The sequence below is a fragment of the Cupriavidus sp. SIMBA_020 genome (assembly GCF_046535395.1).
GTDB classification, from domain to species: domain Bacteria; phylum Pseudomonadota; class Gammaproteobacteria; order Burkholderiales; family Burkholderiaceae; genus Cupriavidus; species Cupriavidus campinensis.
Map to the genome: position 1 here is coordinate 1 of NZ_JAWRWU010001128.1, position 254 is coordinate 254.

At 69.3% G+C, this 254-nt stretch carries 1 protein-coding gene; it reads left to right on the plus strand.

All coding sequences use genetic code 11. The annotated features are described in order from the left end of the window. Window positions 1-191 (plus strand): 4-hydroxythreonine-4-phosphate dehydrogenase PdxA (locus SB751_RS33040; RefSeq protein WP_410749379.1); only part of this gene is annotated, 191 nt, incomplete at its 5' end. Window positions 192-254: the final 63 nt, after the last annotated feature.

Sequence of the window (254 nt, forward strand, 5' to 3'; positions counted from 1 at the left end):
GCCTGCCGGTGCTGAAATACGCGACTTTCGGCGAAGGCATCAACATCACGCTCGGCTTGCCGATCATCCGCACCTCGGTCGATCACGGCACCGCGCTCGATCTGGCCGGCACCGGTCGCGCCGACGCGGGCAGCCTGATCGCCGCGATCGATACGGCGGTGTCGATGGCGCAGCACCGCCGCGCGGGCTGATTCGGCGGCTTGCTGCGCGCGGCCCGTCGTTGCGGGCTCGGCATGCGTCGAGCGTGCTCTTTT